We start from the raw sequence: 25,420 nt of genomic DNA, 5'->3' as shown, positions 1-25,420 counted from the left end.
AGTATGAACTTTTTTTAAGTCACTATTTTCTGGCACCCACATCTGCATGCCGTTTGATCCACATCAATGGAGGCCAGGACCGTTCACGGCACATTGCAGGCATGCAACAAAAGCGCTCGCCATGACCCGTGTTTTACCCCGTGTTGCCACCGAACTTCTGCAGCGTTACGACGTGCCGGGGCCCCGCTACACCTCTTACCCCACCGCCGACCGCTTCGTCGAAGCCTTCACCGGCGAAGACTACGCCCGCGCCCTGCGCCTGCGCCGGGCCACCGCCACCGCCCTGCCGCTGTCGGTGTACGTGCACATCCCGTTTTGCGAGTCGCTGTGCTACTACTGCGCCTGCAACAAGATCATCACCAAGCGCCATGAGCGCGGTGCCGCCTACCTGCAGTACCTGGAGCGCGAAATGGCCCTGCACTCCGCCCAACTGGGCGTGGGCCGGGCGGTCAGCCAGCTGCATCTGGGCGGCGGCAGCCCCACTTTTTTGAGCGACGGCGAGCTGGCCCAGCTGATGGTGCTGCTGCGCCGCCATTTCAACCTGGCGCCCGGCGGCGAATACGCCATCGAGGTCGATCCCCGCACCGTGGATGCCGAACGGCTGGCGGCCCTGGCCGCGCTGGGCTTCAACCGCCTGAGCTTTGGCGTGCAGGACTTCGATGCCGACGTGCAAAAAGCCGTGCACCGCGTACAGCCCGCACAGCAGGTGTTCGACCTGGTGGCCGAGGCACGCCGCCTGGGCTTCGACTCCATCAACACCGACCTGATCTACGGCCTGCCGCGCCAGACGCCCACCTCGTTTGCCCGCACCCTCGAGCAGGTGGTGGAGCTGCGCCCCGACCGCATTGCCCTGTACGCCTACGCCCATTTGCCCGAACGCTTCAAGCCACAGCGCCGCATTTTGAATGCCGACCTGCCCAGTGGCGCCGCCAAGCTGGCCATGCTGTCGCAGGCGCTGGAGGCCCTCATGGGGGCCGGCTACGTCTACGTGGGCATGGACCATTTCGCCCTACCCAATGACGCACTGGCGGTGGCCAAGCGCCAGGGGCGGCTGCACCGCAACTTCCAGGGCTACAGCACCCAGCCCGACTGCGACCTGATCGGCCTGGGCGTGTCGGCCATTGGCCGCATCGGCCCCACCTACAGCCAGAACGCCAAAACGCTGGAGGCCTACTGCGACATGATCGACCAGGGCCAGCTGCCCGTGGTGCGCGGCCTGGCCCTGGGCCGCGACGACCTGGTGCGCCGCGCCGTCATCATGGCCATCATGTGCCAGGGTGCGGTGCAGTTCGAATCCATCGAGCTGGCCTACCTGGTAGACTTCCGGGCCACGTTTGCCACCGAGTTGCTGGCCTTGCAGCCCCTGGTGGAGGCCGGCATGGTCACGGTGGATGCCACCAGCATCCAGGTCACCGCCACCGGCTGGTTCTTCGTGCGCGCCGTGGCCATGGTGTTCGACCGCTACCTGCAGGCTGACCAAAACCGCGCCCGCTTTTCACGGATCATTTGATGGTCTCCACCCTGGCCTGGACCGCTCTGCTCATGGGCCTGGCCGGTGGCCCGCATTGCGCGGGCATGTGCGGCGCAGCCTGTGCGGGCGTGGTGCGGGTAGCGGGTGCCCGCCAGGGCATGCTGCAACTGCAGGCCGGACGCTTGCTGGGCTACACGCTGGCGGGTGCCTTGGCCGCCGCCACCGTCAACACGCTCGCCTGGCTCACCGCCCCCGCCGCCGCGCTGCGCCCGGTGTGGACGCTGTTCCACGTGGCCGTGCTGGTCTGGGGCGGCACGCTGCTGGTGCTGGCGCGGCAACCCATGTGGGTGGATGGCCTGGGCCGCAACCTGTGGGCCAGCCTGCGCCCCCGCGTAGCGGGCCGGTCGTGGATCCTGGTGGCCGGGGCCGCCTGGGCGCTGATGCCGTGCGGCCTGCTGTACTCGGCGCTGCTGGTCGCCTCGCTCAGCGGCGGGCCGCTGGATGGCGCACTGTGCATGGCCTTGTTTGCCCTGGGCAGCAGCATCACCCTGGTGGCCGGGCCCTGGCTGTGGGTGCGCCTGCAGGCCTGGCGCAGCCCCCAGCGCAAAGAATGGGGCATGCGGGCGGCAGGTGCATCGCTGGCAGGCGTGGCCGTATGGGCTTTGGTGCACGACATGGACCCGCGGGTTTTGGAGTTCTGCCGAAGCCTGTGGTGAAATTCGCCCCATGCACACTCCACCTCGCTTCTGGGCCGACCTCACCACCCGCGACTTCGCGCTGCTCGACCCGGCCCGCACCGTGGCCGTGCTGCCCGTGGCCGCCACCGAGCAACACGGCCCGCACCTGCCGCTGAGCGTGGACACCACCCTGGTCGATGGCGTGATTGCCGCCGCGCTGCCGCTGCTGCCCACCGATGCCTCGGTGCTGGTGCTGCCGACCCAGCAGGTGGGCTTCAGCCCCGAGCATGTGCGCTTTCCGGGCACGCTCACGCTGTCCAGCGAAACCCTCATCCGCGTCTGGACCGAGCTAGGCGCCTGCGTGGCCCGCAGCGGGGTCAAAAAGCTGTTGATCTTCAATGCCCACGGCGGCCAAGTCAGCCTGATGGACATCGTGGCCCGCACCCTGCGCACCGAGCACGGCTTGCTGGTCTACAGCGCCAGCTGGTTCAACCTGCCGCTGATTGATGCGAACGCATTGTTCAGCCCCGAAGAACACCGCTTCGGCATCCACGCGGGCGACACAGAAACGTCGATGATGCGGGCCCTGCGCCCCCACACCGTGCGCATGGAGTTGGCCCTCAACTTCCCATCCACCTCGCAAGACCGCGCCGCCCAGTACCCCATCCTAGGCAATGGCAAAAGCGCCAAGCTGGGCTGGCAAATGCAAGACTACAACCCTACCGGCGCGGCAGGCAACGCGGCTGCTGCCACGGTAGAAAAAGGCCAGGCGCTGGTGGCGGCTTCGGGCCAGCAACTGGCGTTGCTGCTGCAAGAGATTGCCGATTTGCCGCTGTCCACCCTGGTGGACGGGCCGGATCTGGGCTAAACCAGGATTTAGGCCTGTTTTTTAGGCATTAAATCAGCCCCTGCCGCTTATTCAATCAGCGTGAGCAGCTCCTATTTTTGACATCAAAAACAAGAGCATCCGTTCACAGCAAACCATAGGCCAGCATGCCTGCCGTGCCCCACATCATCAGGGCCACCAGCCCGTCCAGCGCACGCCACAGGGCGGGCGACTGCAGGCGCTGCCCCAGCACCAGGGCGCTCAGCCCCAGCCCCACAAACCACAGCACCGACCCGCTGGCCGCGCCCAGCCCAAAAACGGTATTGCCCGGCGAGCCCCAGGCCAGCGAGGCCGTGCCGATCAGCACCAGCGTCTCCACCAGCGCGTGCGGGTTCAGCCAGGCCACCGCCAGCGCCGCCCCAACCGCCTGCTGGCGGCTCATGGCCGCCACCGGCGCCCCCACGGCCTGGTGCGCCGCCGACCCGGCGCGAAAGCGGCCCCAGGCCTTCCAGCCATAGCACAGCAAGAACACCACGCCACCGCAGACCATCGCCGCCTGCACCCCGCGCGGCAAGCCGCCCAACTGCGACAGGCCCAGCACCCCCAGCGCGATCAGCGCCACGTCGGACGCAATGCTCACCGCCACCGTCAGCCCCACATGCTGCCCCCGCAGCCCCATGCGCAGCACGTGGGCGTTTTGCGGGCCAATGGCCACGATCAGCGACAGGCTGAGCAGCAAACCGGCGCTGAAGGCAGGGGCGAGGAAGAAGCTGGACATGGCGGGGCTCTCAAAAAGGAATGCCCAGAGTGTCGAAGTTTTGCGCCACTACTTAAAGTTAACTAAATTAAACTTGCATCACACAAGAAATACTTAACCATGCTCGATGCCCGCCAATTGGAAGCCCTGGCCGCCGTACTCGAATACGGCGGCTTCGGCCCCGCCGCCCAGGCGCTGAACCTCACCCTGGCCGCCATCTCCCTGCGCATCAAGGGCCTGGAGGCCGCCATGGGCCAGCGCCTGTTGGTGCGCGGCAAAACCGTGCGCGCTACACCCGCCGGGCAGGCGCTGCTGGCCCACATCAAACAGCTGCGCATGATGGAGGCCGACCTGCTGGGCGGCCTGCCCGCCACCCGGGGCGCCAAAGGCAGCGCGCCCGCCTGGCAAACCCTGGGCGTGGCCGTCAACGCCGACTCGCTGGCCAGCTGGCTGCTGCCCGGCGTGGCCGCCAGCCTGGCCCGCCACCGCCTGCTGCTCGACGTGGTGATCGACGACCAGGACCACACCCACGAGGCCCTCAAAAACGGCGACGTGGTCGGCTGCGTCAGCACCCTGGCCCAGCCCATGCGCGGCTGCCTGGCCGAGCCCCTGGGTGTCATGCGCTACCGCTGCGTAGCCGCGCCCGCCCTGGCGCAGCAGTGCCGCACCAAAACCGGGGCCGTCTCGGTGCACCGCCTGCTGGCCACCCCCGCCATCATCTTCAACCGCAAAGACGGCCTGCAAGACGCCTTTCTGGCCCAGCACTTCGCCCTCACCGCCCCGCAATACCCCCGGCATTTCGTACCTGCGGTGGATGCGTACGACAGCGCGCTGGCCCATGGCATGGGCTGGGGGATGGTGCCCGACCAGTTTCTGGTGCACCGCGAGGGGCGGCTGCCGCTGGAGGAGCTGCTGCCAGGGAGTGCGGTGGAGGTGGCGCTGTATTGGCACCACTGGGAGCGGGAGCCGCTGGTGGCGCAGCGGTTGACGGGGGCGGTGAAGGGGGCGGCGGGGGGGGGGTTGGGGTTAACACTCGAGCTGAGTCGATGACGAGAGCCAGCATGCTGTCAGTTCGAGGTTAGAGGGCATTTTCGATATAAGCCTTGAGACCCGCAATTAAGCATTCAAGTTCAAGTGGGTAGTACTGAACTACTGCATCCTCTGTGCGGGCGCCGGTTTCAAGCCAAGACTGCCCAAGCTCGTTTTGCTCGGCAAGTGTATAACCGTCGTAAAGCTCATAGTGATAACGAGATTTCTCAAAAATGTACTGATACCAGAATAGAAATTTCTCGATTTGGGATAAGTTTGCAAGCCCAGGCATACGCTCCGACGCAAATGCAAGAATTTCCTTCCGAGCGTAACCAGGCATTCCGAGCCAAAGAGTTCTGTAGTTATGGCTTTGCTTTGGCTCTTGCCTTGAAACGAGAAGTGCTGCCTTCAGAAGAACTTCAAAGGCAAGGATCCGGATGATTGATTCGGAGTTGGACATTCTGTTCAGCGATGCGGCTAGGAGGTCGGCATCGTGCAGCCGATCCTGGGCTTCGCTGTACATGCACCTAATTCGATCATTCATGAGACCGCTGACTTGATTTGTGCGCCCAATCCTGCGATTTAAATCACCCATCGAATTTTCCTGAAAATGGCTTACGGGCCGGTCTTTCGTAGGGTGAGCCAGTTTCTATATAGGTATAAAAATTTCGACAAACCCCATAACGAGCCGATGGCCCACTATAGCCCGGCGAAGCCTTCCGACCGTCGCACAATGGTATCTCTCCTTCGTAAGCTGAAGGTGTGCAACGCTCTTCTTTCGATAGCTACTTACGCTTTTAGAAAAAGCGCTAGAGCCTCTTTTTTCTTAAAGGTTTTAATGGAGTTTCGTGGGGCGCTGCATTGCTGGATGCCGCAGTCGCCGCTGGCCGGGTGATGCGCCCGGCAGCACAGTCACTTGTTCTTTTGCGCAATGGCGTGCTCTGCGCGCGGGGTTCACTCACTTTGCGAAGCAAAGTTACCTGAACACCGAAAGTAACCATCGATGCGTAGCCCCCACTGTCTGCGCCCTCCGCTGGCGCTACGGGAACCTGCGGAGGGCGCTTTGGGCGGGGTCTGGCTAAACTCGCTGCGCAAACAACGCCAGCCCTTTTCAGCCCAAAGCTGTGCTCCTCGGCGTATACAGATGGGAACCCCAGGAAGCGGGATCGGCCCGGCGATGCCGGGCATCGCGCCAGTCGCGATATGCCCCCACCCCGGCCCTCCCCCGGTGGGGGAGGGAGAAATACCGGTGAGCACCACGGTATGTGCGGGCGTTCACTGCCTTGCTCCTTCCCCCGCCAGGGGAAGGTGGGGATGGGGGCACTCGACCGGGTAACGCTGTAGTTCACAGATTGATACCCAAGCCGTATGGCACGGCGACTTTCTAGACTATGGATGCCCACATCCGCCCGTGGGTACGCTCAATGCAGCCTCAACCCGGGGTCGCAATCTGCACCGACAATTTGAACCCCAACGCGCGCAGTACTTTGAACAGCGTATCGGTACTGGGAGCCCGCTCACCCGACAGGCTTTTGTACAGACTTTCGCGGGACAAGCCCGTGTCTTTGGCCAACTGCGCCATCCCGCGGGCGCGGGCAATGGCCCCCAGTGCGGCGCCCAACTCTGCGGGGTCACCGTCTTCCAGTACTTGGCGCATGTACTCGGCGACATCCTCATCGTCGCCAAGGTAGTTGGCCACATCGAAAGGCCGGGTTTTCAGTTTGCCCATTACAGCTCCTTCGCCATGTTGATGGCACGTTCAATATCCTTGCTTTGGCTGGCCTTGTCGCCGCCACCCAGCATGAGAACAATCGCCCCCGACTGCTCTACGTAGTACATGCGCCAGCCAGGGCCAAAGAATTCACGCATCTCAAACACCCCCTCGCCCACAGGTTTGACATCACCCAAATTGCCACGTCGGGCCTTGTCCAAACGGCGGCCAAGCCGAATCCGCGTGGCACGGTCTTTCAGCCCACCGAGCCAGTCACTGAATGCTTCAGTTTCAATCACGCTGTACATGCGTCGATTGTAGCCAATTGGCTACAAATATGGCATTAAAGACTGCTGCTGGCCATAGGACACTGGCTCCGTGCCGGCCTATCCACCGACAACGGGCGCCCCTAGCCTGGGCATTGCGGCCATCACGCCACCCGCTTTGGCGTCTCCCGGGGGTGGCAGATATTCCCATCAACCAGCACCAGGGCTGGCCACGGCAGCCCGGGCAGCAAGAAGCATGTGGCATCGAACGCACCTGCCTGTGGCACCCAGCCCTGGGGGATGAACGGGAACTGCCATGTGCCTGACCGCGTGCCCGCCGTCTTCGCCAGGTAGGTGTCGGAATCCGACCAGCAGGTGATCTCGATGTGCACCCGGCCTGGCTCGGTCGCGCCCAGGTCCAGGGCCTGGGCCGCGTGCTGGATGTGCGCTCGGGTGCTGTGCGCGGCATACCAGAGCACCCCGGCCACGCCAGCCACCATCCCGTACACGGGATGCCGTGTGAGCAGGCCGCCGACCAGCGCGCCGAGGGTGGCGGTGGCGCAGAGCAGCGTGAACCCGCGCAGGATGCCGGTGCGGGCCATCCGCCGGAGATTGTCTTTTTGCTGCTCCAAGGTCATGGCGTGGGTCTCGTAGATGTAAGGAAGTTCCCGCCAAAGCCCATGGCGGCGGGCAGAGGTGGCGGTGGTTTGGACCTGGGCTGGCAAAACATTTCCGTGGCAGGGTACGCTCCGGCCCTAGGCCTTGCCCCAGCCCGGCATCGCCGCCGCCTGCTGCACCCATTGCGCCAACTGCGCCTCCAGCTCCGGCGCATCAAGCTGGCCCTCGCGGATGTCCACCCAGCGGGCTTCCTTGGCCGTGCCACCCGAAGGAGCGGGCTGCAAGGAGCTGCCTTTGAAAAACGTGAGCTTCACGTAGTGCGTGAACACGTGGACGCTGGCGAACCAGCCCTGGCCGGGCATGCCGTACATGGGCGAGTTCCAGCGCACGGCTTTGTGCACGCCGGGCACGCTGTGGGTGATCAGGGCGTCCAGGCGCTGCCCGACGTCCTGCTGCCATCCGTTCAGGGCGGCGATGTAGGCCTGCACGGGGGCGTCGCCGTCGGCCTTGGCGATCTGCGGATTGCCGCCTGCAAGGAGCCGGGGCGGGGTGGCTTTGGGCATGCGGCCTCCTGGACCTGGGTCGAAGTGGAAATACCTGCGGCGTGGGCGGTGGGCCCCCTGTCGGATTGGCACTTTGCCGCGCGGGCACCTATGCTAAAGGGGATTGAGCGAAAGGACTGCATATGCTAGCCAATGCCTCTGTGACGACCATGCTCCCCGTGGTCGATATGGACCGCGCCCGGGCGTTTTACGAACGCTGTCTCGGCTTAGCGCCCAGCGGCTTGCGGCCCGACGGCAAGTTCATCTACCGGGTGGGTGGCAGTACGCTGGCCCTCTTTCCCAAGCCGGAGGGCACCAAAGCCGAGCACACCGCCATCAGCTTCCAGGTTCCCGACATCGCCGCCAGCGTCGCCGCGTTGAAGCAGGCCGGTGTGGTGTTCGAAGACTACGACCTGCCCGGATTCAAGACGGTAGACCATGTGTGCGTGCTGGGCGCAGAAAAGGCCGCCTGGTTCAAGGACCCCGAGGGCAACTACCTGTGTCTCCACCAGGACCTGGCCTGAACCTACGCGCAACCGGCGTGAATTGCTCCGTTTTTTATCGTTAAAAACAGGAGCTGCTTGCGCTTACCAAATAAGCGCAAGAAGGCATTTTGAATGCCAAAAAATGGCCCCATTTTGGCCAACTGTGCGCACCCTACAAAAACCCCCGCACCACCTGCGCCAGCCGCGCAAAGCTGGGGCCAATGTCTTCCTCCGGCACCGCACCGTAGCCCAGCAACAGGCCTTTGGTCGCCGCCGGTTGGCGCAGGTGGTACAGCGACAGCGGGCGGGTGCTGATGCCTGCGCGCAGGGCGGCCTGGGCCACGGCGGCGTCGTCTACCTGCGGGGGCAGGCCCAGCACCAGGTGCAGGCCCGCATCGCCGCCCAGGATGGGCAGCTGGCTGCCGAACTCTTGCCCGATGGCGTGGATCAGCGCGTCGTGGCGGGCGCTGTAGATGGCGCGCATGCGGCGGATGTGGGTGGCGTAGTGGCCCTCGCTGAGGAACTGCGCCAGCACCGCCTGCTGCACCGTCTGGCCCTCGCGAAACAGCTCGTTCAGCGCCTGCGCGAAGCCGTCCACCAGGTCGGGCGGCAGCACCAGGTAGGCGATGCGCAGGGCCGGGTACAGGGTTTTGGAAAACGTGCCCAGGTAGACCACGCGGCCCTGGGTATCCAGGCCCTGCAGCGCGGGCAGCGGGCGGGTGCCGTAGCGGAATTCGCTGTCGTAATCGTCCTCCACCACCCACACGCCGTGCACGGCCGCGTAGTCCAGCAGCTGCTGGCGGCGGCCATGGCCCATGAGCGCGCCCAGCGGGTACTGGTGCGAGGGCGAGAGGAACATCACCCGCGGCGGCTGGCGCAGTTGCGCCGGGCTGGGGGCCATGCCCTCGGCATCCAGCGCCACCGGCTGCAGGTCCAGCCCGTGGGCGCGGAACACGCTGCGCGCACCCCAGTAGCCGGGGTCTTCCAGCCACACGCGGTCGCCGGGGTCGGTCAGCAACTGGGCCACCAGGTGCAGCGACTGCTGGGTGCCGCTGGTGATGACCACCTGCTCCGGGCTGCACACCACGCCGCGCGTGCCCTGCAGGTAGTCCGACACGGCCTGGCGCAGCCCCGCATCGCCCGGGCCGGTGGCGTAGGTGAGCTGCGCCGGGGTTTGCCTGCGGGCGGCGCGGGCCTGCAGGCGGCTCCAGATGGCGGTGGGGAACATGCGTACCTCGGGCACGCCGGGGGTGAACGCGCCCCACTGCAGGGGGGCGGCCCCGGCCTCGCGCACCAGCTGGCTGCCGCGGCGCGACAGCAAAGCCGTGCGGGCCTGGCGGGGCGCGGCACTGCGGTCGGCCAGGCGCGGGCCCACGGCGGCCACAAAGGTGCCCCGGCCCACGCCCGCCTGCACATAGCCTTCCAGCGCCAACTGCTCGTACACGTGCACCACGGTGTTGCGGGCAATTTTTAGCGCCTGGGCCAGCACGCGGCTGGGCGGCAACTGGGTGCCTGCGGCCAGCACGCCGCTGCGGATGCCGCGCTGCAAGATGCCGTAGAGCTGGCGGTGGTCGTTGTGCGGGCTGGCGGCGTCGAACTGGCGCTGCACGAAGTCGGGCAGGGCTTCCGGCTGGTAGTTTGGCGGGTGAATTGGTTCCATAAACTAACTGTAATTGGTTCCATTTGTGGAGCCAAATAAATTTTAAACTGCGGGTTCCACTCAAGGACACCCCATGAACACCGCCGTCGCCCCCTCTGCTGTTACCCAATCCGCCATCCCCACCAACGCCCAGCTCGACCAGCGCCGTGCCGCGGCCGCTCCGCGCGGCGTGGGCATTGGTTTCCCCATCTACGCCGACCGCGCGTTGAACTCGGAAATCTGGGACGTGGAAGGCAACCGCTACATCGACTTTGCCGCCGGTATTGCCGTGCTCAACACCGGCCACCGCCACCCGCGCCTGGTTGCCGCCATCCGCGAGCAGCTGGACCACTTCACCCACACCGCCTACCAGGTCATCCCCTATGAGAGTTCGGTCTACCTGGCCGAGCGCCTGAACGCCCTCACCCCCGGCAGCCACGCCAAGAAAACCGCCTTCTTCACCACCGGTGTGGAAGCCGTCGAAAACGCCATCAAGATCGCCCGCGCCCACACCCGCCGCCCCGGCGTGATTGCGCTGACCGGCGCGTTCCATGGCCGCACCTTCATGGGCATGGCGCTGACCGGCAAGGTGGTGCCGTACAAGGTGGGCTTTGGCCCCTTCCCCGGCAGCATCTACCACGTGCCCGCCCCCATGGATGTGCACGGCGTGACGGTGGACGACACGCTGCACGCCATCCAGAACCTGTTCAAGTGCGACATCGCGCCCGACCAGGTGGCGGCCATCATCATCGAACCCATCCAGGGCGAAGGCGGCTTCTACGTGATGCCTCCGGCGCTGATGGTCGCCATCCGCGCCCTGTGCGACCAGCACGGCATCGTGATGATTGCGGACGAGATCCAGACCGGCTTTGCCCGCACCGGCCGGCTGTTTGCCATGGACCACCACACCGTGGTGCCCGACCTGATGACCATGGCCAAGAGCCTGGCCGGTGGCATGCCCTTGTCGGCCGTGTGTGGCCGCGCCGAGATCATGGACGCGCCCGCTCCCGGCGGCCTGGGTGGCACCTACGCCGGGAACCCATTGGCCATCGCCTCGGCCCACGCCGTGCTGGACGTGATTGCCGACGAGCAGCTCTGCGCCCGCGCCGAGCGCTTAGGGACCGTGCTGACCGACCGCCTCAACAGCCTGCGCGCCACCGTGCCGCAGATCCGCGACGTGCGCGGCCTGGGCTGCATGGCCGCCGTGGAATTTGCCAAGGCCGACGGCACCCCTGACACCGACTTCACCAAGCTCATCGTGCAGCGCGCCCAGAAAGCCGGCCTGCTGCTGCTGACCTGCGGCGTATACGGCAACGTGATCCGCTTCTTGTTCCCGCTGACGATTGAAGACAGCGTGCTGGCCGAAGGCCTCGACATCCTCGCCGCAGCCATGACCGCATAAAGAAACCACCTGATGACCACCACTCTGAACCTCAAAGATCCCACCCTGCTGCGCCAGCAGGCCTTCATCGCCGGTGCCTGGGTCGATGCCGACAACGGCGAAACCGTGCCGGTGACCAACCCCGCCACCGGCGAGGTGCTGGGCACCGTGCCGATGTGCGGCACCGCCGAAACCGTGCGCGCGATTGCCGCCGCCGAAGTGGCCCAGCGCGCCTGGCGCAATATGTCGGGCAAAGAGCGCGCCGCCATCCTGCGCCGCCTCAACGACCTGATGCTGCAGCACCAGGACGACCTGGCGCTGATCCTCACCTCCGAGCAGGGCAAGCCCCTGGCCGAAGCCAAGGGCGAGATCGTTTACTCGGCATCCTTCATCGAGTGGTTTGCCGACGAGGCCCGCCGCATCTACGGCGACACCATTCCCGCCCCCACCGGCGACCGCCGCCTGCTGGCCATCAAGCAGCCCATCGGCGTCACGGCGGCCATCACGCCCTGGAACTTCCCCACCGCCATGCTGACCCGCAAGGCCGGTCCGGCGCTGGCCGCAGGCTGCTCCATGGTGGTCAAGCCCGCCACGCAAACGCCCTACTCGGCCCTGGCCTTTGCCGAGCTGGCCGACCGCGCTGGTGTGCCCAAGGGCCTGCTGTCGGTGCTGACCGGCTCCGCCAGCCAGATCGGCGGCGAGATGACGCGCAGCCCCATCGTGCGCAAGCTCACCTTCACCGGCTCCACCGAAGTGGGCCGCACGCTGATGCGCCAGTCGGCCGACACCATCAAGAAGCTGTCGCTGGAGCTGGGCGGCAACGCGCCGTTCATCGTGTTCGACGATGCCGACCTGGATGCCGCCGTGGACGGCGCGATGATCTCCAAGTACCGCAACACCGGCCAGACCTGTGTGTGCGCCAACCGCATCTACGTGCAGCGCAGCGTGCTGGAAGCCTTCACCACCAAGCTGGTGGCCAAGGTGCAGGCGCTCAAGGTGGGCAACGGCGTGATTGAGGGCAGCACCCAGGGCCCGCTGATCGACGCCAAGGCCGTGGCCAAGGTGAAAGAGCACATCGCCGATGCCATCGCCAAGGGTGGCAAGGTGCTGACCGGCGGCAAGCCGCACGCGCTAGGCGGCCTGTTTTTTGAGCCCACCGTCATTGGCGGCGCCACCGAAGACATGCTGTTCGCCCAAGACGAAACCTTCGGCCCGCTGGCCCCGATCTTCGTGTTCGACACCGAAGCCGAGGTCATCGAGCGCGCCAACAACACCGAGTTCGGCCTGGCCGCCTACTTCTACAGCCGCGACATCGGCCGCGTGATGCGCGTGTCGGAGCAGATCGAGTCGGGCATGGTGGGCGTAAACACCGGTTTGATCTCCACCGCCGAAGCCCCGTTCGGCGGCGTCAAGCAGTCGGGCCTGGGGCGCGAAGGCTCCAAGTACGGGCTGGATGAGTTCATGGAAATGAAGTACATCTGCCTGGGCGGGCTGGACCGCTGAGGTTTGGTAGCCTGGTGGGGCCAGATCCCCATTGCGCTACGGGTGCTGGCGGGAAACGCGCAATCGTAGCCAATGGGGGTCGGATCCCAATTGCGCGATCAAAGTTGGCGGTTGGAGAGGGATGTACCCCGCATTTGGGCTCCGACCCCTATTGGCGGGTTGGCGTTGGCGTTTTCTGGGTGCCTGTCTACATCCCCGGCCGGGAGTTGCGCCCGGCGGCGCAGTACCTTTTCTTTGTGTGGCCAAAGAAAAGGCACCAAAAGAAAGGCCACCCCCACTGTCTCCGCCCTCCGCTGTCGCTGCGGGAACCTGCGGTGCTCACTTTGTGCGGGGTCTGGCTAAACTCGCTGCGCTCAAACAACGCCAGCCCTTTTCCGCCCAAAGCTGCGCTCCTCGGCTGCGACAGAGGGGGACCCCGAATGCGGGATCGGGGGCGCGCAGCGCCCCATCGTGCCTAGAGCACGAAGCTGGGTAGGCCTGCCAGCTTGCATTCAACCAGATTTAACCGCCGCTAACGCCACCCCAAAACTCGCGCCCTAGGCGCGATGCCCGGCTGCGCCGGGCCGATCTCGCTCCCCGGGGTCCCCCTCTGCAATGCGCCGAGGAGCGCAGCTAGCGATGGACCAGGGCTGGCGTTGTTTGAGCGCAGCGAGTTTAGCCAGACCCCATCGGTAGCGAGCACCGCAGGTTCCCCGGCGCGGGAGCGACGGGGCGCTGGCAGTGGGGGTGGCTTTTTCTTTGGTGACTTTCTTTTGGCCACACAAAAGAAAGTTACTGCGCTGCCGGGCGCACTCCCCGGCCGACGATGCCAATGAAACCCAGTCGCCCCAAATCGCTACTCTTTCGATAGTTAAAAACAGAAGCTGCTCACGCCCATCCCATCAGCGCAAGCAGCCATTGAGGCATCCAAAAAAAGACCTAAAAACCCCAAAACTCACAGCGCCGCCGTCACCCCGCCATCCACATACAAAATGTGCCCGTTCACAAACCGCGACGCGTCGCTGGCCAGGAAGATCGCGGCACCCACCAGGTCTTCCACGTCGCCCCAGCGGCGCGAGGGGGTGCGGTTGAGCAGCCAGGCGCTGAAGGCGGGGTCGTCTACCAGGGCCTGGTTCAGCGGGGTTTTGAAGTAGCCAGGGCCCAGGCCGTTGACCTGCAGGCCGTGCGGGCCCCAGTCGATGGCCATGCCTTTGGTGAGCATCTTTACCGCGCCCTTGGTGGCGGTGTAGGGGGCGATGTTCGGGCGGCCCAGCTCGCTTTGCACCGAGCAGACGTTGATGATCTTGCCGCGCCCGCGGGCAATCATGTGGCGGGCCACGGGCTGGGCTACATAGAACACGCTGTCCACATTGGTCCGCATCAGCTCGGCCCAGTGCTCCAGCGGGAAGGTTTCCAGCGGCGCGCGGCGCTGGACGCCTGCGTTGTTGACCAGGATGTCGATGGGGCCGTGCTCGCGCTCCCAGCCGTCGACGGCCAAGGCGGCAGCGGCGGGGTCGGTCACGTCGAACGGCAGGCTGGTGGCGGTGAAGCCCAGGGTCTGCAGCTTGTGCGCGGCCTCGGCCAGCCGGGGAGCATCGCGGCCATTGAGCAGCACGTGGGCCCCGGCCGATGCCAGGCCGCAGGCCAGCGCAAAGCCGATGCCGCTGCTGGAACCGGTGACCAGCGCGGTGCGCCCGGTCAGGTCAAAAGCCGCGAGTGCGGGGGGAAGGGTGTGGGGTGTTTGCATAAGCGCCACTCTACGCCAGCACTTGCATCCACCGCGCCCGCGCCCATGTAAGCTAGTGCGACCGCCAGGCCCTGCTCTTTAGGGAAAATAGGCCTCTGGCGCTTATTCCATCGGCGTAAGCAGCTATGTAAAAAATAGCATGCCGTCTGCCCTCTTTGAAAGGCCCCCATGGGTTTAGGCTTGTTTTCTCTGCTTAAGACCGTTCCCTGGACCGAGGTGATCTCGACCGCGCCGCTGGTGGCACAGGGGGCCAAAAAGCTCTGGGACAGCGTGGCGAAAAAAGCGCCCGCCGCGCCCACGCCACCACCGGCCCCGGTGCTGCCCACCCACGACCTGGTGGTGGCCGAGTTGCAGGGCCGCATCCTTGCCCTGGAGGCCAGCAGCGCCGAGCTGCACACTCAGATGCGCGCCTCCAGCGAGCTGATCCAGGCATTGGCCACGCAAAACACCGAGCTGGTGCAGCGGGTGGAGGCCAACCGCGTACAGCTGCGCTGGGTGAGCGCAGCCCTGGTGGTGCTGGTGGTGCTGGCGGTGGCCTACGCCCTCAAAACCGGGCTTTAGGCCGCGCCGGGGTTGGCGATCAGCGTGGTGCTGGACGCGCTGGTGCCCAGCAACCCAGCCTGGGTGTACACCGCCAGCTTTTGGCGCGTGTCGGCGATGTCCATGTTGCGCATGGTGAGCTGGCCGATGCGGTCGGCGGGGGTGAAGCCACCGGCGCCGCTTTCCATGGTCAGGCGCTCGGGGTGGTAGGTCAGGTTGGGGCTGACCGTGTCCATCAGCGAGTAGTCGTTGCCACGGCGCAGTTCCAAAGTCACTTCGCCGGTGATGGCGCGGGCGATCCAGCGCTGGGCGGTTTCGCGCAGCATCAGGCTTTGCGAGTCGAACCAGCGGCCCTGGTACAGCAGGCGGCCCAGCTTGCGGCCGTTGGCGCGGTACTGTTCGATGGTGTCTTCGTTGTGGATGCCGGTGACCAGGCGCTCGTAGGCGATGTGCAGCAGCGCCATGCCGGGGGCTTCGTAGATGCCGCGGCTCTTGGCTTCGATGATGCGGTTTTCGATCTGGTCGCACATGCCTAATCCGTGGCGGCCACCGATCTCGTTGGCGGCGTACATCAGGGCCACGGCATCGGGGAAGGTCTGGCCGTTCAGCGCAACCGGCTGGCCTTCTTCAAAACGCACGGTGACCGATTCGGCCTTGACCACGCAGTCGTCGCGCCAGAACGGCACGCCCATGATGGGCTTGACGATGTGCATGCCCGCGTTCAAGAACTCCAGGTCCTTGGCTTCGTGGGTCGCGCCCAGGATGTTGGAGTCGGTGGAATAGGCCTTTTCCACGCTCATCTTGTAGTCGAAGCCGTGGGCTACCAGGTACTCGCTCATTTCCTTGCGGCCACCGAGCTCGTCGATGAACAGCTGGTCCAGCCAGGGCTTGTAGATGCGCAGCTCGGGGTTGCACAGCAGGCCGTAGCGGTAGAAGCGCTCGATGTCGTTGCCCTTGTAGGTGCTGCCGTCGCCCCAGATGTTCACGCCGTCGTCGCGCATGGCCACCACCAGTGCGGTGCCGGTCACGGCCCGGCCCAGCGGCGTGGTGTTGAAGTAGGTGGCGCCACCGGTGCTGATGTGGAAAGCCCCGGCCTGGATGGCGGCAATGCCCTCCGCCACCAACTGCGGGCGGCAATCGACCAAACGCGCCATTTCGGCACCGTAGGCCAATGCCTTGCGCGGGATTTCGTCGTAGTCAGACTCGTCGGGCTGGCCCAGGTTGGCGGTGTAGGCGCAGGGAATCGCCCCCTTGGCCCGCATCCAGTGCACGGCGGCGCTGGTATCCAGCCCCCCGGAGAAAGCGATGCCGACGCGTTCGCCAGCGGGGAGTTTTTGCAGAATATTGGCAACCATGGTGTTCTCTGGGTCAGTGCGAAACCTTCGATGTTAATGGACGCGGGCAGCGCTGCGCGGCTTGCGCCCGACATCTGGACAAATGGCGGGCCGGTATGCGGGCTGTGTGCGCTGGCGTACAGACCCGGCCGCGTTCCGCCACCACCATGCATCTAACAACGCGCAGGAGCAGCGCGCTCCACTGTCAAGCCCACCAGGAGAGACACATGCAAACCCCCACCACCTCGCCGTCCGGCACCGTCCCCGTGGACGAAGACCTTGCCGCGCAGGCCCTTCCCGGCCACGGCATTCCCTCGCAGGACCCGGACCCTGCGGCGCAGACGGCACTGGACGCCCAGGACGCGGAGCGCGAAGCCAAGTCCACGCTGGTCGGCGGCGGCATGGTGGCCGGTATGGCCATGGGTGCCGCCATCGGCATCGGGGTCGCTGGCCCGGTAGGTGTGGTGGTGGGGGCGTCGCTGGGTGCCGTTGCGGGCGCGCTGGGTGGCGCCGCCGTTGGCACCACAGCCCACACCGGCGCCGTGCCTACGGCCGCGGTGCGCCTGCACATTGACGACAACGGTGGCGGTGGTCGGCCGCTGGTGTTGATCCACGGATGGCCGCTGTCGGCCCAGGCCTGGGAGCCCCAGATGTCGGCGCTCCAGGCTGCTGGCTATCGGGTGGTGGCCTATGACCGCAGGGGCTTCGGCCGGTCTGATAAGCCGGAGTCCGATTACAGCTACGACACGCTGGCCGACGATCTGCAGCGCGTGCTGGACCACTGCGGCCTACAGGATGTGACGCTGGTGGGCTTCTCGATGGGCGGGGGCGAGGTGGCACGCTACATCGCGCGGCATGGGCAATCGCGCCTGCGCAGCGTGGTGTTTGCCGCCGCCGTGCCTCCGTACCTGATGCAGACGGCCGACAACCCCGACGGCCCGCTCACGCCCGAGAAGGCGCAACAGAACAAAAAGGCGCTGGAACAGGACCGCAGTGCCTTCTTCGACCAGTTCACCCGCGACTTCTTCTCGGCCCAGGGTGTGCTGCAGGTCACCGAGGCGCAGCGTACCGAAGCGATCGCCCTGTGCCACCAGTCGGCGCCGCATGCGGCCCTGGCGTGCATGGACGCATTCGCCACGACCGACTTCCGCGCTGACCTTCAGCGGGTGACCGTGCCCACGCTGGTGGTGCACGGCGCGGCGGATGCGATCGTGCCCATCGAAGGCTCTGGCCTGCGCACCCACCGTGCCGTGCAGCACAGCCAACTGGTGACCGTAGGCGGTGCGCCGCACGGGCTGAACCTGTCGCACGCCCACGCGTTCAACGCGGCGCTGCTGCCGTTCCTGCGCAACTGAGCGTTGCAGCCGGGGCCCCAGCATGCGGCCACGGCAGGAATGAGCCGCTACATTTTTAGTAGCTTGTACTGCCGATAGATAGCGCGCTAGAGGCCGATTTGATCCACAAACAGGACCCCTTTGTCCTAATGCCCGGCCAGCACCTGCTCCAGCTCCGAAAACGTCTGCGCCATAGCCGTCACCGGCAGCGGGTGGCCCAGCTGGCGCTCCACCTGGGTTTGCGAGACCAGGCCGCGGATGCGCGGGGAGCCGTCGGCGGTTTCGGAATCGACCACCAGCAGGTGCGGGCGGCCGCGCTGGACCAGGGTGGCCACCACTTGCGCCACGGTGGCGCGCTGCAGCGAGGCAAAGGTGATCGCGTCGATGGCTGACAGCGGGGTCATCACGTCGGCGGCGGTGAGTTCCTGGTACTTGACCTGGCGCTGGTGCACCAGGCGCATGGGGCGGTCTCCGGCGATGTCGGCGGCGGTCAGGATGCCGTCCACCGAGGGCATGTCGGACACCACGAACAATAGGCGCACGCCCTGGTAGATCATCTTCAGCTCGGCCTGGCCCAGGCTGGTTTGCGGCTGCACCGTGGCGGCGCGGGTCTGCGCCAGGTCGGTAAACACCTCCAGCGCGGGCGACCCCAGGGTGACCGGGCCGTGCTGCGGCGGCTGGACCTGGACGATGTGGGTGCTGGCAGGGAAGCGGAAGGTGGGGAGGGGGCCGTCGGACATGGAAACCTTTCAAAACCACACCCAGGGAGTTCGGTTGCGTGGGTGTCAAAACGGTGCAACCGCCCCCCTTATAGGTCTGGCCCGCGGGCGTCACAAGCGGTTTTACCGGGTTTGTCCCTGGCTTTACCGGCAGTTTGCAATGGGCTCGGCCCAGGGGGCCAGGCGGATAGGGTAGATTTACCGTTCCCCACCGCACCGTACACGTCCCATGACAACCTCCGCCTGGCTCCTGTTCATCACCATTTCCCTGGTCACCGCATTCACCCCCGGCCCGGCCGTGCTGCTGGCCATGTCCAACACCATGGCCTGGGGCCTGCGCAAGACGCTGCTGGGCAGCTCGGTGGGCAGCGCGGTAGGGGTGTTTGTGGTGTCGGGCATTGCCATGGCCGGGCTGGGCACCTTGTTGCATACCTCGGCATGGCTGTTTGCCGGGCTGAAGACCGCCGGGGCGCTGTACCTGATGTACCTGGGCTACCGCCAGTGGACCAACCCCGGCTCGGTGTTCCGCAAGACAGCACAGGTCGTGGAGCAAGCCGACAAATCCCGCTTGTCACTGGCCCGCCAGGGCCTGCTGGTGTCGCTGACCAACCCCAAAAGCATTCTGTTCTTCACCGCGCTGTTTCCGCAGTTCCTGCACCTGGACGCGCCCATGCTGCCGCAGTTCCTGGCGCTGACCAGCACCTTCACCGCCTGCGCCTTGACCTCGCACGTGGTCTATTCGCTGCTGGCCACGCGCTTGCAGGGCTGGTTCTCCACCCCACGCCGGGCCCAGGCGTTCAACCGGGTCACGGGCGGTGCCTTCGGCCTGCTGGGGCTGGGCTTGCTGCGGTTGAAGAACCCGAACTGAACCAGATTGCATGGCCGCGCCCCGCAACGCCACTGGCGACTCCTTTTTTGCCTGGGACGGCGACGTGCTGGTCGTCAACATCCTGGGCAAGCCCTCGGCCTGCTGCGACGCCATTGCCAAGCCCATGGGCACGCAGCTCAAGGTCAGCGTGACCGCCACACCCAAGAACGGCAAGGCCACCGACCACATGGTGCGCTTTCTGGCACCCCTGTTTGGCGTGGCGGTGGCCGATATCGAGGTGGTGTTTGGGCGCGAAAGCATCCACAAGCAGTTGCGCATCAAGGCCCCCAAGAAGCTGCCTGCGGTATTCACGCCACCCTGAGCTGGAACTTTGCAACGCCGCCCCGGCTCCCACCCCGCATACTGGAGTGTGGTGTTGCGCGCTATCTGGAACATAAAACCGCGTCTTTTTGTCCATGATGTCGTTGCAAATCCGCGCAATAGCGGAGCTATTGCTGTGGTTTCCGCCTAATCCTGACCAAAAATCCATCGGTTTTATTTGTTCCATCCAGCACGCAACACCACTCTAGCCCCACCATGCTGCACCGTTTTCTTACCGCTCTGCTTTTAATAGCTGCCTACGCCCTTCCCATGGGCGCCAGCGCCCAAAAAAGCATAAATTCTGTCGTGACCACGCCGCAGGTGCGCGCTGAACTGCTGGCGCATGCGCCGCAAGGCGTGGTGACCGGCCAGCCGGTGTGGGTGGGCTTGCAGATCGCACACCAGCCCGAGTGGCACACCTACTGGAAGAACCCCGGCGATTCGGGCCTGGCCACCAGCCTGGTCTGGACGCTGCCGCCGGGTGTGACGGCGGGCGACATCGCCTGGCCGGTGCCGCACAAGATCCGCATCGGCACCCTGGCCAACTACGGCTTTGAGGGCACACTGCTGCTGCCGGTGCCGCTGACGATTTCGCCGGACTTCAAACCCAGCCTGCTCGCCAGCGAGCTGGAGGTGAAGCTGCACGCGGTGTGGCTGGTGTGCCGCAAGGAATGCATTCCCGAAGAGGGCGACTTCGTGCTGAAGCTGCCGGTCAAAAGCTCCACCGGCATGCACGCCGCCGCGTTCGATGCCGCCCTGGCCGCCCAGCCCACCGATTTAAAGGCCCGCAGCCAGGTGCAGGTGGACGGCCCCGAGCTCAAAATCACCGTGGCCGACCTGCCCGCCGCGCTGCGCGGCAAGACCCTGGAGCTGTTTCCCGAAACGCCAGAGATCACCGCCCCCGCCGCCGATATCACCCAGCGCTGGGACGGCACCACCTGGTCCGCCACCGCCACGCTGACGGCCATGCGCAGCCAAAGCCCCACCGAAATGCCGCTGGTGCTGGCCACGGCCGACGGCGCGGGTTTCCGCACAGTGGCCGATGTGCAAGGCACCTGGCCGCGCACCGTCGCCCCGCCCACGATGTCTCCCGCCCTGGAAGCCGCCTTGCGCGCCAACAGCGCGGCATCCCAAATCCCGGCCGCGCCCAGCCTGTCGTGGGCCGCTGCTCTGCTCGGGGCGCTGCTGGGCGGGCTGATCTTGAACCTGATGCCCTGCGTGTTCCCGGTGCTCGCTATCAAGCTGATGGGCTTTGCGCAGCATGCGGACGATAAACAGGCCCACCGCGTGGACGGCCTGGCCTACACCGCCGGGGCGGTGCTGTCGTTTCTGGCGCTGGGAGGGCTGGTGCTGGGCCTGCGCGCGGCGGGCGAGCAGCTGGGCTGGGGCTTTCAGCTGCAGTCGCCTGCGGTGGTGGCGGGGCTGGCGGTGCTGTTCACCGTGGTGGGGCTGAATCTGGCGGGGCTGTTCGAGTTTGGCCAGTTTCTGCCCAGCCGCGTGGCCACGCTGCAGGCGCGCAACCCGGCGCTGAACGCGTTTTTGTCGGGCGTGCTGGCCGTTGCCGTGGCCTCGCCCTGTACCGCGCCGTTCATGGGCGCCTCGCTGGGGCTGGCGGTGGGCCTGCCGGTGGCGCAGGCGCTGCCGATCTTTGCGGTGATGGGCTTCGGCATGGCCCTGCCCTACCTGCTGGCCAGCCTGAGCCCAGCCCTGGCCCGGCGGCTGCCCCGGCCTGGCGCGTGGATGGCCACCTTCCGCCAGCTGATGGCCTTCCCGATGTTTGCCACCGTGGCCTGGCTGGTCTGGGTACTGGGCCAGCAAAGCGGCATCGACGGCGCGGGCAGCCTGCTGGCGATGCTGGTGGCGCTGGCGGCGGTGCTGTGGGCGCTGGGCCTGGCCGGGCGCACGCGCTGGGTGGTTGCTACGCTTTCCATAGCTGCTCTCGCCGGTGTCATAAGCGCTACGGGCCCAAACATTACCAAACTGATTCCTGCATCGGGCGCCGTGGCCGCCACCGAGCGCTGGCAGCCCTGGGAGCCGGGCCGCGTGGAGCAAACCCTGGCCACCGGCCAGCCGGTGATGGTGGACTTCACCGCCGCCTGGTGCGTCACCTGCCAGTACAACAAGAAAACCACCCTGTCCCACCCCGCGGTGCTGGCCGATCTGGAGGCCAAGAACGTGCAGTTGCTGCGCGCCGACTGGACCCGCCGCGACCCTGCCATCACCGCCGCCCTGGGCCAGCTGGGCCGCAACGGCGTGCCGGTGTACGTGCTGTACAAGGCGGGCAGCGCGCCGCAGGTGCTGTCGGAGGTGCTGAACGTGGACGACCTGCGGGCGGCGATCGGCAAGCTGTAAACGGCACCCCCACTGACAGCCAGGTTCATCCAAGCCTGCTATCTTGGATGGCAAACCCAAGGAGTCCCCATGACCGCCCCCATGCCCACCCCAACACCCCACGCGTTTGCCACCACCCTGCAAACCTTCACCACGGCCAGCGGTAGCACCGGCCAGTACTGGTCGCTGCCCCTGCTGGCGCAGCAGTACCCCGGCATCAATCGCCTGCCGGTGTCCATCCGCATCGTGCTCGAATCGGTGCTGCGCAATTGCGATGGCAAGAAGGTCGCGCCCCAGCATGTAGAGCAACTGGCCCACTGGCAGCCGAACGCCGAGCGCACCGCGGAAATCCCCTTCGTGGTGACCCGCGTGGTGCTGCAGGACTTTACCGGCATTCCGCTCCTGGCCGACCTGGCGGCGATGCGCACGGTGGCGGCTTCGCTGGGCAAAAGCCCCAAGACCATCGAGCCCCTGGTGCCGGTAGACCTGGTGGTAGACCACTCGGTGATGGTCGATTACTACGGCACACCCCAGGCGCTGGACCTGAACATGCAGCTCGAATTCCAGCGCAACCACGAGCGCTACCAGTTCATGCAATGGGGCATGCAGGCGTTTGACACCTTCCGCGTGGTTCCGCCGGGCTTTGGCATCGTGCACCAGGTCAACCTGGAGTACTTTGCCCGCGGCGTGTACAAGAGTCCGCAAGACACCGGGCCGGTGCCGGTGTACTACCCCGACTCGCTGGTCGGCACCGACAGCCACACCACCATGGTCAACGGCATTGGCGTCGTGGGCTGGGGCGTGGGCGGTATCGAGGCCGAGGCGGCCATGCTGGGCCAGCCGGTCTACATGCTGACGCCGGACGTGGTGGGCTTCGAGCTGTCGGGCACGCTGCGCGAGGGTGTCACCGCCACCGACCTGGTGCTGTTTGTCACCAACATCCTGCGCGCCGAAAAGGTGGTGGGCCAGTTTGTGGAGTTCTTTGGCCCCGGCGCGGCGTCCATCCCCGTGCCCGACCGCGCCACCATCGGCAACATGGCCCCCGAGTACGGCGCCACCATGGGCTTCTTCCCGGTGGACGACAAGACCATTGCCTACTTTCGCAACACGGGCCGCACCGCCGAGGAGATCGAACGCTTCGAGGCCTATTTCAAAGCCCAGGGCCTGTTCGGCATGCCCAACCCCGGCGACATCGACTACACCAAAATCGTGCGGCTGGACCTGGGCACCGTGGTGCCCAGCGTGGCCGGCCCCAAGCGCCCGCAGGACCGCATCGCCCTGGACCAGCTGGCCAGCACCTTCGCCACGCTGTACAGCCAGCCCAACGCCGCCAATGGCTTCAACCGCCCGGCCAACACGCTGGCGCTGCGCCATCCGCTGCCGTCCAACGACACCACCATCGGCAATGGCGACGTGCTGATCGCGGCCATCACCTCCTGCACCAACACCTCCAACCCCAGCGTGATGCTGGCCGCAGGCCTGCTGGCCAAGAAGGCCGTGGAGGCTGGCCTGACGGTGCTGCCGCACATCAAGACCTCGCTGGCCCCGGGCTCGCGCATCGTCACCGAATACCTGCAAAAAGCCGGGCTGCTGCCCTACCTGGAAAAGCTGGGCTTTTACCTGGCCGGTTACGGCTGCACCACCTGCATCGGCAATGCGGGCGACCTGTCGCCCGAGATCAACGCGGCCATTGCTGCGAACCAGCTGGTCTGCGCGGCCGTGCTGTCGGGCAACCGCAACTTCGAGGCGCGCATCCACCCGAACCTGAAAGCCAACTTCCTGGCCTCGCCGCCGCTGGTCGTGGCCTACGCCATCGCGGGCAATGTGATGACCGACCTGGCCACCCAGCCCTTGGGCCGAGGCACGGGTGGCAAGCCGGTGTTTTTGGCCGACATCTGGCCCAGCATGGACGAGATCGAAGCCCAGCTGCGCTTCGCCACCGACGCCCAGGCCTACCGTGCCAACTACGACAAGATCAAGTCCGACCCCGGCGCACTGTGGCGCAGCATCCAGGGCACGACGGGGCAGGTCTATGACTGGCCGCAGTCCACCTACATCGCCGAGCCGCCGTTCTTTGGCGGCTTCACCCAGGCGCACCAGGCGGCCGCGGTAGGCTTTAGCGGCGCGCGCACCATGGCGCTGTTTGGCGACTCCATCACCACCGACCACATCTCGCCCGCCGGTTCCATCGCCGAGGCCTCCCCCGCCGGGCAGTGGCTGCTGGCCCACGGCGTGCCCCGCGCCGACTTCAACAGCTACGGCTCGCGCCGGGGCAACCACGACGTGATGGTGCGCGGCACCTTCGCCAATGTGCGCATCAAGAACCTGATGCTGCCGCCCGATGCCACCGGCTCGCAAGAAGAAGGCGGCCTCACCCTGTACCACCCCGCCCAGGGCGCGCCCGAGAAGATGCCCATCTATGACGCAGCCCAAAAGTACCTGGCCGCCGGGGTGCCCACGGTGGTGTTTGGCGGCGAGGAATACGGCACCGGCTCGTCGCGCGACTGGGCCGCCAAGGGCACCCAGCTGCTGGGCATCAAGGCGGTGGTGGCGCGCAGCTTTGAGCGCATCCACCGGGCCAACCTGGTGGGCATGGGCGTGCTGCCGTTGCAGTTCTTGGGCACCGACAGCTGGCAGAGCCTGGGCCTGCGCGGCGATGAAACCATTGACGTGGTGGTCCGCGCCGCCCTGCAGCCGCAGATGGACGTGGCCCTGGTCATCCACCGCGCCAATGGCACCCAGCAAGAGGTCACGGTGCGCCTGCGCATCGACACGCCGATCGAGGTGGACTACTACCAGCACGGCGGCATCCTGCCGTTTGTGCTGCGGCAGCTGCTGGCGGACTAAGAGCTTGCCCGGTCGTTGAAGGCCGAGATATTCGCCACCTGGAAGCCGCCGGTGAGCGAGCGCAGCTCGGTGTGGTGCAACTGCGCCAGGCGCTGCAGGCAGGTGTCACCCGCCGGGGTCAGGCGCACCTCTACCTGGCGGCGGTCTGCCGCACTAGCGGTGCGCTCCACCAGCCCGGCGGCTTCGCAGCGCGACACCAGCGCCACCACGCCGTGCTGCTGCGTCTGCAGCCGCTGCGCCAGCTCACCCACCGTGGCCCATTCCCGCCCCGGATAGCCCTTGATGTGCAGCAACAGCTGGTACTGCAGCGGGGTCAGGCCTTCGGCCTGCGCGGCGTCTTCGCTGAAGCGCAGGAACCGGCGCAGCTGGTAACGGAACTCCGACAGGGCTTCATAGTCGGCTTTGGCAAGGGGGGTGGGACGGTTCGACATGGCAGAAAAATCCGTTTATTACATCACAGTGTGATGTAATTGCGGTCTTTGTGTGCCGCCCACC

Annotated in this window: 24 protein-coding genes; 13 read left to right on the top strand and 11 right to left on the bottom strand. The window is 66.1% G+C overall.

From position 1 onward, the window contains the following. The first annotated feature begins 121 nt into the window (after positions 1-121). From hemN to AB3G31_RS02175, 3 genes are read left to right on the top strand one after another with little or no spacing between them, the layout of a single operon-like run. Positions 122-1,510 carry an oxygen-independent coproporphyrinogen III oxidase gene (gene hemN / locus AB3G31_RS02185; protein ID WP_367848599.1) on the top strand — a complete coding sequence of 463 codons (1,389 nt, stop codon included), beginning with the start codon at positions 122-124 and terminating at the stop codon, positions 1,508-1,510. Then, a complete protein-coding gene (locus tag AB3G31_RS02180) occupies positions 1,510-2,187 on the top strand; it encodes a sulfite exporter TauE/SafE family protein (protein WP_367848598.1) in 678 nt (225 codons plus the stop codon). The genes hemN and AB3G31_RS02180 overlap by 1 nt, the downstream gene beginning before the upstream one ends. Before the next feature lie 10 nt (positions 2,188-2,197). Next, positions 2,198-3,016, top strand: a complete 819-nt coding sequence (locus tag AB3G31_RS02175) for a creatininase family protein (protein ID WP_367848597.1) — start codon at positions 2,198-2,200, stop codon at positions 3,014-3,016. Positions 3,017-3,119: 103 nt separating this feature from the next. On the opposite strand, the gene AB3G31_RS02170 is transcribed toward AB3G31_RS02175, so the two are convergent. Beyond that, the gene (locus AB3G31_RS02170) at positions 3,120-3,752 is read right to left on the bottom strand and encodes a LysE/ArgO family amino acid transporter (protein ID WP_367848596.1); all 633 of its coding nucleotides are present in this window, start codon (positions 3,750-3,752) and stop codon (positions 3,120-3,122) included. A 99-nt stretch (positions 3,753-3,851) separates the two neighbouring features. Here AB3G31_RS02170 and AB3G31_RS02165 point away from each other — a divergent pair, with 99 nt between their 5' ends. After that, complete coding sequence (locus AB3G31_RS02165) at positions 3,852-4,781, top strand: HTH-type transcriptional regulator ArgP (protein ID WP_367848595.1); 930 nt, start codon at positions 3,852-3,854, stop codon at positions 4,779-4,781. A gap of 28 nt (positions 4,782-4,809) precedes the next feature. Here AB3G31_RS02165 and AB3G31_RS02160 read toward each other — a convergent pair whose 3' ends face one another. The 5 genes from AB3G31_RS02160 to AB3G31_RS02140 form a co-directional block, all read right to left on the bottom strand. Further along, positions 4,810-5,283: a hypothetical protein gene (locus AB3G31_RS02160; RefSeq protein ID WP_367848594.1), complete on the bottom strand. Its 474-nt coding sequence runs from the start codon at positions 5,281-5,283 to the stop codon at positions 4,810-4,812. Between the two features lie 909 nt (positions 5,284-6,192). Beyond that, positions 6,193-6,489, bottom strand: coding sequence for an addiction module antidote protein (locus tag AB3G31_RS02155; RefSeq protein WP_367848593.1), 297 nt, complete (start codon positions 6,487-6,489; stop codon positions 6,193-6,195). After that, entirely contained in the window at positions 6,489-6,779 is a 291-nt protein-coding gene (locus AB3G31_RS02150) for a type II toxin-antitoxin system RelE/ParE family toxin (protein WP_367848592.1), read from the bottom strand. The genes AB3G31_RS02155 and AB3G31_RS02150 overlap by 1 nt, the downstream gene beginning before the upstream one ends. A gap of 122 nt (positions 6,780-6,901) precedes the next feature. Continuing rightward, positions 6,902-7,375 carry a hypothetical protein gene (locus AB3G31_RS02145; protein ID WP_367848591.1) on the bottom strand — a complete coding sequence of 158 codons (474 nt, stop codon included), beginning with the start codon at positions 7,373-7,375 and terminating at the stop codon, positions 6,902-6,904. A gap of 117 nt (positions 7,376-7,492) precedes the next feature. Further along, complete coding sequence (locus AB3G31_RS02140; RefSeq protein ID WP_367848590.1) at positions 7,493-7,918, bottom strand: DUF1801 domain-containing protein; 426 nt, start codon at positions 7,916-7,918, stop codon at positions 7,493-7,495. Between the two features lie 122 nt (positions 7,919-8,040). On the opposite strand from AB3G31_RS02140, the gene AB3G31_RS02135 reads away from it, so the two are divergent. After that, a complete protein-coding gene (locus AB3G31_RS02135) occupies positions 8,041-8,421 on the top strand; it encodes a VOC family protein (RefSeq protein ID WP_367848589.1) in 381 nt (126 codons plus the stop codon). A 133-nt stretch (positions 8,422-8,554) separates the two neighbouring features. On the opposite strand, the gene AB3G31_RS02130 is transcribed toward AB3G31_RS02135, so the two are convergent. Further along, positions 8,555-10,042 (bottom strand): PLP-dependent aminotransferase family protein, encoded by a 1,488-nt coding sequence (locus tag AB3G31_RS02130; protein WP_367848588.1) that lies wholly within the window; start codon positions 10,040-10,042, stop codon positions 8,555-8,557. A gap of 73 nt (positions 10,043-10,115) precedes the next feature. On the opposite strand from AB3G31_RS02130, the gene gabT reads away from it, so the two are divergent. Together gabT and AB3G31_RS02120 are read left to right on the top strand one after the other, a co-directional pair. Continuing rightward, the gene (gabT, locus tag AB3G31_RS02125) at positions 10,116-11,423 is read left to right on the top strand and encodes a 4-aminobutyrate--2-oxoglutarate transaminase (RefSeq protein ID WP_367848587.1); all 1,308 of its coding nucleotides are present in this window, start codon (positions 10,116-10,118) and stop codon (positions 11,421-11,423) included. Between the two features lie 12 nt (positions 11,424-11,435). After that, positions 11,436-12,905, top strand: a complete 1,470-nt coding sequence (locus AB3G31_RS02120) for an NAD-dependent succinate-semialdehyde dehydrogenase (protein WP_367848586.1) — start codon at positions 11,436-11,438, stop codon at positions 12,903-12,905. Positions 12,906-13,839: 934 nt separating this feature from the next. Here the strand turns inward: AB3G31_RS02120 and AB3G31_RS02115 are convergent. Continuing rightward, positions 13,840-14,631: an SDR family oxidoreductase gene (locus tag AB3G31_RS02115; RefSeq protein ID WP_367848585.1), complete on the bottom strand. Its 792-nt coding sequence runs from the start codon at positions 14,629-14,631 to the stop codon at positions 13,840-13,842. A 180-nt stretch (positions 14,632-14,811) separates the two neighbouring features. Here AB3G31_RS02115 and AB3G31_RS02110 point away from each other — a divergent pair, with 180 nt between their 5' ends. Beyond that, entirely contained in the window at positions 14,812-15,192 is a 381-nt protein-coding gene (locus AB3G31_RS02110) for a hypothetical protein (protein WP_367848584.1), read from the top strand. Here AB3G31_RS02110 and argG read toward each other — a convergent pair. Next, a complete protein-coding gene (gene argG / locus AB3G31_RS02105; RefSeq protein ID WP_367848583.1) occupies positions 15,189-16,526 on the bottom strand; it encodes an argininosuccinate synthase in 1,338 nt (445 codons plus the stop codon). The two genes, AB3G31_RS02110 and argG, sit on opposite strands and share 4 nt — an antisense overlap. 206 nt (positions 16,527-16,732) lie before the next feature. On the opposite strand from argG, the gene AB3G31_RS02100 reads away from it, so the two are divergent. Then, complete coding sequence (locus AB3G31_RS02100) at positions 16,733-17,860, top strand: alpha/beta fold hydrolase (RefSeq protein WP_367848582.1); 1,128 nt, start codon at positions 16,733-16,735, stop codon at positions 17,858-17,860. 125 nt (positions 17,861-17,985) lie between these two features. Here the strand turns inward: AB3G31_RS02100 and AB3G31_RS02095 are convergent, their stop codons facing one another. After that, positions 17,986-18,579, bottom strand: a complete 594-nt coding sequence (locus AB3G31_RS02095; protein WP_367848581.1) for a CBS domain-containing protein — start codon at positions 18,577-18,579, stop codon at positions 17,986-17,988. Positions 18,580-18,787: 208 nt separating this feature from the next. On the opposite strand from AB3G31_RS02095, the gene AB3G31_RS02090 reads away from it, so the two are divergent. The 4 genes from AB3G31_RS02090 (at position 18,788) to acnA (ending at position 24,925) form a co-directional block, all read left to right on the top strand. Beyond that, entirely contained in the window at positions 18,788-19,426 is a 639-nt protein-coding gene (locus tag AB3G31_RS02090; protein WP_367848580.1) for a LysE family translocator, read from the top strand. A 10-nt stretch (positions 19,427-19,436) separates the two neighbouring features. Next, positions 19,437-19,748, top strand: a complete 312-nt coding sequence (locus AB3G31_RS02085) for a DUF167 domain-containing protein (RefSeq protein ID WP_367848579.1) — start codon at positions 19,437-19,439, stop codon at positions 19,746-19,748. Between the two features lie 269 nt (positions 19,749-20,017). Continuing rightward, a complete protein-coding gene (locus tag AB3G31_RS02080; RefSeq protein WP_367850276.1) occupies positions 20,018-22,099 on the top strand; it encodes a protein-disulfide reductase DsbD family protein in 2,082 nt (693 codons plus the stop codon). Between the two features lie 69 nt (positions 22,100-22,168). Continuing rightward, a complete protein-coding gene (gene acnA, locus AB3G31_RS02075) occupies positions 22,169-24,925 on the top strand; it encodes an aconitate hydratase AcnA (protein WP_367848578.1) in 2,757 nt (918 codons plus the stop codon). On the opposite strand, the gene AB3G31_RS02070 is transcribed toward acnA, so the two are convergent. Continuing rightward, complete coding sequence (locus AB3G31_RS02070) at positions 24,922-25,356, bottom strand: MarR family winged helix-turn-helix transcriptional regulator (protein ID WP_367848577.1); 435 nt, start codon at positions 25,354-25,356, stop codon at positions 24,922-24,924. The genes acnA and AB3G31_RS02070 overlap by 4 nt on opposite strands. Positions 25,357-25,420: the final 64 nt, after the last annotated feature.

Source organism: Rhodoferax sp. WC2427, from assembly GCF_040822085.1.
Taxonomy (GTDB): Bacteria; Pseudomonadota; Gammaproteobacteria; order Burkholderiales; family Burkholderiaceae_C; genus Rhodoferax_B.
This window is presented reverse-complemented; position numbering and strand designations above follow the sequence as displayed.